Consider the following 6203-nt stretch of genomic DNA (forward strand, 5'->3'; position numbering starts at 1 on the left):
TCTACTCGTCCGATTCGCCGGTCTCGTACAGCGCTTCGCGGCCGATGCGGTCGAGACAGAGTTCGGCGGTCCATGGCAGCATCAGCGAGCCGCAACGGCTGTCGCGATAAATTCGTTCCAGCGGCAGCGATTTCAGCATCGCCTGGCCGCCGCAGGTGCGGATCGCCAGCGTGGCGATCTCGTTGGCGCCTTCCATCACGGAATACTGCGCGGCATAGGCGCGCAGCACCTGTTCCTTGCTCGGATTGGCACGGGCTTCGGTGACGGCCTGAAACCAGATCGCCTTGATCTGCTCGAGCTTGATCTGCATCTGCGCCACCGCGATCTGCTTGGTCGGATACATCCGGCGCTTCACCGGCGGCGTGCCCGGCACCTCTCCACGCAGATAGCGCACCGTGAAATCATAGGCCGCCTGTGCCAGGCCGACATAGGTCGGCGACAGCGTCAGGAACATATGCGGCCAGCGCATCGCCGCCTGAAAATAGACGCCGCGCGGCATCAGCGCCGCATCCTCTGGCACGAACACATCCTTGAACAGGAGCGTCCGGGATACCGTGCCACGCATCCCCAGCGGGTCCCAGTCGCCGACCACCGATACGCCGTCGGACTTCGCCGGCAAGGCGAGATAAAGCGTGTTGCGGCGTGAGGCCTTTTCCCCTTCGGCGATCTCGGTGCAGAGCACGCCGTAATAATCGGCGTGGCCTGACAGCGACGCGAAGATCTTCTTGCCGTTGACGATCCAGCCGCCCTTGACGGGTTTGGCCTCGGTGCCGAACGCGACGCCACCGGCCGCCGCTGCACCACCTTCCGAGAACGGCTGCGAATAAACCGCGCCGTCCTCGACGATGCGCCTGTAATGCACGGCGCGCCGGCGCTCGTGTTCGGCGCGGGTCTCGGCGTCCATGTCGAGATCGTCGGCCAGCGGACCGGACCACAGCGTCGAGCAGACGTGCATATTCCAGGTCAGCGCGGTCGCGCCGCAATAGCGGCCGATCTCGGCGGCGGCCAACGCATAGGTCTGGTAGTCAGCGCCAAGACCGCCATGTTTCTTCGGAATTGCAATGCCGAGCAGGCCCGCGCGATGCAAATCCCGATAATTCTCGCTCGGGAATTTTGCTTCACGATCGTATGCCGCGGCGCGGCCGGCGAATACGGTCTGGCCAAGCTCACGTGCGGACGCGATGATCGCGGCTTGTTCGTCATTCAGCCGGAACGCGCCGGGATCGAAGATCGGCACGTCCAGATTGATCTTGCCGATTGCGGTTGCGCTTTTGCTGACTTGTACCGTCATCATGCCGTCACTTGTGTTGCAGCTACATTTGCTTCGAGAAACTGATCGAGCGCGGCGTTGAAGGCTTCGGCGCGCTCGAGATTGACGAGGTGGCCGGCGCCTTCGATCTCGACATATCGCGCCGAAGGAATATAGCTCGCCATCTTCGCCATCATCGGCGCCGGCGCATTGTTGTCTTTCGATCCCGACAGCACCAGCGTCGGCACGGCGATATTCTTTAGCGCATGGCGCAGGTCGAAGCCCATCAGCGCCAGCATCGTCGCACGATAGGTCGCTTCAGGTACCGCCGCCATGCAGTCGCGTGCAAGCTGCATACCGTTCGCGTCCGCATCGTCGCCTACCAATTCCCTCACCAGTGACGGGGCGAGGGAAGCGAGTGTTTCGCCGCGGTCGAGCGGGCCGAGCCGCGCGTCGATGAAGCTCTTCTGCCAGTCGCCGTCTGGCTTGCCAAATGCCGGGCTGGTCTGCGCTAGAACGATGGCCCCGGCGATGCCGGGGCTTGTCGACAGCACCTGCTGAACAATCATGCCGCCGATCGAATGGCCGACCAGGATCGGGTTGGTCGCGCCGACCTGCAGCAGGAACTCCTGCAAGGCGTCGGCGAGGGCGGAAATGCTGACGACCGGCAACGCCGCGGAGCCACCATAGCCCGGCATGTCCCATGCGATTGCGCGGTAACGATCGCCGAAGGCGTCGAGCTGGCCACGCCATGCCCGCGCCGCGCCGCCGATTCCATGCAGAAACACCAGCGGCTTTGACGCATGATGGCCGGCGGCCTCGTAGCCGAAGCGGCGGTCTTTTGTCATCATGGGCACGGCAGCGGGCACGCAGTTTCTCCTGAAGTATCGTATCTGTCGATGCTAACATGACCTGTGGGCATGAAAAGCGATAATTTTATGTTTAAAGCAATTTGTGGAAAGCTTGCAGGCCACCGGCGGAGAGTCGATCGCGATGACTGATACGACAAGAACATCCCTGGCAAACCTGCCCGTCACCCTTCGCGACATCGAGAGAGCCGCGGGTGTACTCGGCGACTTCGTGAAACTGACGAATTTCGATCGCAGCCGCACATTGTCCGACATCACCGGCGCCAGCGTGTGGCTCAAATTCGAGAATCTGCAGTTCACGGCGACGTTCAAGGAGCGTGGGGCGCTCAATCGGCTGTCGGCCTTGTCTGCTGATGAGCGGCGGCGAGGCGTGATCGCCGCCTCGGCGGGAAATCACGCGCAAGGTGTCGCGTTTCACGCGGCCTGCCTTTCAATACCTGCAACCATCTTCGTGCCCGTGGGAACGCCGACCGTGAAGATCGAGAACACCCGCCGGCACGGCGCCAATGTGATCGAAGGTGGAGCGACTCTCGAGGAAGCCACCACTCTGGCCGCCGAGCTTGGCAGGGAACAGGGGTTGACGTTCATCCATCCCTACGATGATCCCATGATCATCGCCGGTCAGGGCACCATCGCGCTCGAGATGCTTGCGGCCGTGCCCGACCTCGACGTCCTGCTGGTGCCGATCGGGGGAGGTGGCCTGATCTCGGGCATGGCGGTTGCCGCCAAGACGCTCAAGCCCGGTATCGAGGTCATCGGCGTGCAGGCCGCGCTTTATCCTTCAATGTACAATGTCATCAAGGGGCAACAGCTTCCGATGCGCGGCGACACGCTCGCGGAGGGCATTGCGGTCAAGGCGCCCGGCCGTATCACCTCAGGGATCGTACGCGCGCTGGTCGATGATATCGTGCTCGTGACCGAGCAGCAGATCGAGCAGGCGCTGAGTCTTCTGATCACGATCGAGAAGACCGTGACGGAAGGCGCCGGGGCCGCCGGCCTGGCGGCGATCCTCGCCAATGAGGCCCGCTTCAAGGGCCGCACGGTCGGCCTCGTGCTCAGCGGCGGCAATATCGATACGCGGCTATTGTCCGGCGTGTTGACCCGCCAGCTCGCGCGGGAGGGTCGTTTGTCGCAACTGAGGTTCGACATTGTGGATCGGCCGGGTCAGCTTGCCACGGTGGTCGCTTTGCTCAGCAAATCAGGCGCCAACATCGTTGAGGTATCTCATCAGCGCATCTTCACCGATCTGCCGGCCAAGGCGGTGGTCCTCGAAGTCGTGATCGAGACCAGAGATCGATCCCATCTTGAGGCCACCATCGCCTCACTGCGTGCGGCTAACGTTGACGTGGAGGTGGGTGGCCACTAACGGTCCCGGTTGTTTGCGGCGGAGCGAGCTAGTAAGAAGTCGCTTCCGCTTGGACAGGTAAATCTGATGAAAGTCGCGTCGATCGGCGAATGCATGGTGGAACTGTCCGACGGCGGCGCCGGACTGTTCTCGCGGGCCTTCGGCGGCGATACGCTGAACACCGCGCTCTATCTCGCCCGCCTGGGAATCGAGACGTCCTATGTCACCGCACTGGGCGACGATTCCCTGAGCAGCGCAATGCTCGACGCCTGGCGCGCCGAGGGCATCCACGTCGACGAGGTGCTGCGGTTACCGGGACGTATGCCCGGCCTGTACATGATCGAGCGAAATGCCCTGGGCGAGCGAAGTTTTCTCTATTGGCGCGACCGCGCGCCGGCGCGCGAGTTTTTCGATCTCGTCGACGACGCTGCGCTGGAGCGTCTGTCTCGTTTCGATTGGCTCTATCTGTCGGGCATCACCCTGTCGCTTTATGGCGACCGCGGGCGGGCCCGGCTGATCGAACTCCTGACCATGGCCCGTCGCAACGGTGGCCGCATCGCATTCGATGGCAATTATCGCCCCCGCGGCTGGAGCGATGCGGCGGCGGCGCGGCGGGCGTTCGATAGCCTGCTGCCCCATGTCGACCTGGCACTTCCGACACTGGAAGACGAGCAGCTTCTTTTTGGTGACGCCGATGCCGACAGCTGCGCCGCGCGCCTGCGCGGCGCTGGCGTTGCCGAGATCGTCGTCAAGACCGGCGCGCGCGGTTGTATCGTCTATGCGAAGGGCATACGCACTGAAGTCCCGCCCGAGGCGGTGCTTCAACCGGTCGATACGACCGCTGCTGGCGATTCCTTCAACGCGGGTTATCTTGCGGGCCGCATCAGTGGCGCCTCGGTAACCGAGGCGGCGCGCGCCGGCCATCGCCTTGCCGGGGTCGTGATCCGCTGGCCCGGCGCCGTGATCCCTAAGGACGCGATGCCGACTTCCGGCTTGAGGAAAGGAATGATCACATGAGCTCCGACAAGGCCCGCGCCCGGCTTGACGCGATGTTTGCCGTCGCTCCCGTGGTGCCCGTCATCACCATCGACAACGCCGATGACGCGGTCCCGCTTGCGCGGGCGCTGATCGCCGGCGGGCTGCGCGTGGTCGAAATCACGCTGCGCACGGATGCAGCCCTGGCGGCGGCGCAGGCAATCCTCAACGCAGTGCCTGACGCCATTGTCGGGTTGGGAACGGTTGTGACTGCGCAGGATATGGCCAACGCAGCCAGGATTGGCGCCGCGTTCGCCCTCAGCCCGGGTATGTCGCCGGAGCTGCTGCAGGCCGCGGCAGAACTGGACCTGCCTTTCGTGCCGGGAGTCCAGACGGCCTCGGAGCTCCTCGCGTGCACCACGCGCGGCTTCGAACTGGTGAAGTTCTTCCCCGCCGTTCCGGCCGGCGGTCTTGCGGCGCTCAGCGCACTGAGCGGGCCGTTCCCCACCGTGCGCTATTGTCCAACCGGCGGCATCAATGAGACCAACGTCACGGAATGGCTCGCGCATCCGCAAGTCGTCGCTGTGGGCGGATCGTGGATTGCACCGGCTACGGACATTCGCGCTGGCGCCTGGTCCATCATCGAAGCACGCGCTCGCGCCGCTGCGACGCTGCGGCGGGCTTAGGGCAGAGGACCCGAGATTGCTTGTGGACCCAGCCTGGCGAGACGTTCGATCGTTTGCCGGCTGCCCGCCGAATAAAGACGGGTCAAGGCATCGCTGACCGCCTGCCGGAAGCGTTGATCGGCCGGCAGGTCCTCGCCGAAGATGGTCTTGAATTCCAGCAATGCGCCGACGATGCGCGGTACATCGCGACCAGCGTCCTTAAGGACATCGCGGAAGGATTTCAGCAGCGGATCGCGGACGTCGATTGGCTGGCCACGTTCGTCAATGCCGGTGACGTAGCGCATCCAGGCGGCAACCACGAGCGCGTGACGTTCGATCGGCAACCCCTTTGCGAGACGATCACGGATCGGTCCGAGGATACGCTGCGGCAGCTTCTGGGAGCCGTCCATCGCGATCTGCCAGGTGCGGTGACGCAGCGCCGTGTTGCGGTATCGCGCCAGCAGCGATGTCTGATAGGCGCCGACGTCGATATTCGAGGGCAGGTCGAGCGTTGCTATCGCGTCGGTCATGAGACCTGCCGCGAAGGTGGCCAGCGCGTCGTCGCCCATGGCTTCCGCAACGGTTTCATAGCCGCAGAGATAGCCGAGATAGGCTAGCGCCGAATGGCTGCCGTTGAGCAGACGCAGTTTCATCGATTCGAACGGGGCCACATCCCCAACGAATGTCGCGCCGGCTTCATCCCAGGCCGGACGGCCGCTGCAAAAGCGATCCTCGATCACCCATTGGGTGAACGGCTCGGCGACAACGGGCCACAGATCGTCGATGCCAAGGGTATCGCCGAGGCGTTGCCGGTCGTCATTCGCCGTGGCCGGAACGATCCGGTCGACCATCGTGTCGGGACAGAGAATTTCGTTGCGCACGAAGCTGCCGAGGTCGGCAGATACGAGCTCTGCGTAACGGGACAACAGCCCATGCAGCGTGCGGCCATTGGCAGGAAGGTTGTCGCAGGACAGGACCGTAAAGCATGGCAGACCAAGCTCGCGGCGACGGGTGATGGCCGCGGCCAGGAAGCCAAACGCGGTGCGCGGCGCGTTGCGATGAGCGAGGTCATGCTGGATATCGACATCCGCTTCATTGAG

At 63.8% G+C, this 6203-nt stretch carries 6 protein-coding genes; 3 read left to right on the top strand and 3 right to left on the bottom strand.

Translation table 11 applies throughout. The features are described 5' to 3' along the window. Position 1 precedes the first annotated feature (1 nt). The gene (locus ABR948_RS01710; protein WP_428113593.1) at positions 2–1291 is read right to left on the bottom strand and encodes an acyl-CoA dehydrogenase family protein; all 1290 of its coding nucleotides are present in this window, start codon (positions 1289–1291) and stop codon (positions 2–4) included. After that, positions 1291–2100, bottom strand: a complete 810-nt coding sequence (locus tag ABR948_RS01715; RefSeq protein WP_428113595.1) for an alpha/beta fold hydrolase — start codon at positions 2098–2100, stop codon at positions 1291–1293. Before ABR948_RS01715 ends, ABR948_RS01710 begins: the two co-directional genes overlap by 1 nt. Before the next feature lie 142 nt (positions 2101–2242). Between ABR948_RS01715 and ABR948_RS01720 the strand changes: the two genes are divergently transcribed. The 3 genes from ABR948_RS01720 to eda all read left to right on the top strand — a co-directional run bounded on the left by ABR948_RS01720 (position 2243) and on the right by eda (position 5124). Beyond that, positions 2243–3484 (top strand): threonine ammonia-lyase, encoded by a 1242-nt coding sequence (locus ABR948_RS01720; RefSeq protein ID WP_428113575.1) that lies wholly within the window; start codon positions 2243–2245, stop codon positions 3482–3484. Positions 3485–3550: 66 nt separating this feature from the next. Continuing rightward, positions 3551–4480 carry a sugar kinase gene (locus tag ABR948_RS01725; RefSeq protein WP_428113577.1) on the top strand — a complete coding sequence of 310 codons (930 nt, stop codon included), beginning with the start codon at positions 3551–3553 and terminating at the stop codon, positions 4478–4480. Next, positions 4477–5124 carry a bifunctional 4-hydroxy-2-oxoglutarate aldolase/2-dehydro-3-deoxy-phosphogluconate aldolase gene (gene eda, locus ABR948_RS01730; protein ID WP_428113579.1) on the top strand — a complete coding sequence of 216 codons (648 nt, stop codon included), beginning with the start codon at positions 4477–4479 and terminating at the stop codon, positions 5122–5124. The genes ABR948_RS01725 and eda overlap by 4 nt, the downstream gene beginning before the upstream one ends. Here the strand turns inward: eda and ABR948_RS01735 are convergent. Further along, on the bottom strand, positions 5121–6203 hold a 1083-nt coding region (locus tag ABR948_RS01735), incomplete at its 5' end, for a mannitol dehydrogenase family protein (RefSeq protein ID WP_428113581.1). The two genes, eda and ABR948_RS01735, sit on opposite strands and share 4 nt — an antisense overlap.

The organism is Bradyrhizobium sp. (assembly GCF_050014615.1).
GTDB lineage: Bacteria > Pseudomonadota > Alphaproteobacteria > Rhizobiales > Xanthobacteraceae > Bradyrhizobium.

Bases quoted from the DNA above. Each gene is read 5' to 3' on its own strand.
- ABR948_RS01710 (WP_428113593.1), bottom strand. From the start codon at position 1,291: ATGACGGTACAAGTCAGCAAAAGCGCAACCGCAATCGGCAAGATCAAT.
- ABR948_RS01720 (WP_428113575.1), top strand. From the start codon at position 2,243: ATGACTGATACGACAAGAACATCCCTGGCAAACCTGCCCGTCACCCTT.
- ABR948_RS01725 (WP_428113577.1), top strand. From the start codon at position 3,551: ATGAAAGTCGCGTCGATCGGCGAATGCATGGTGGAACTGTCCGACGGC.
- eda (WP_428113579.1), top strand. From the start codon at position 4,477: ATGAGCTCCGACAAGGCCCGCGCCCGGCTTGACGCGATGTTTGCCGTC.
- ABR948_RS01715 (WP_428113595.1), bottom strand. From the start codon at position 2,100: ATGATGACAAAAGACCGCCGCTTCGGCTACGAGGCCGCCGGCCATCAT.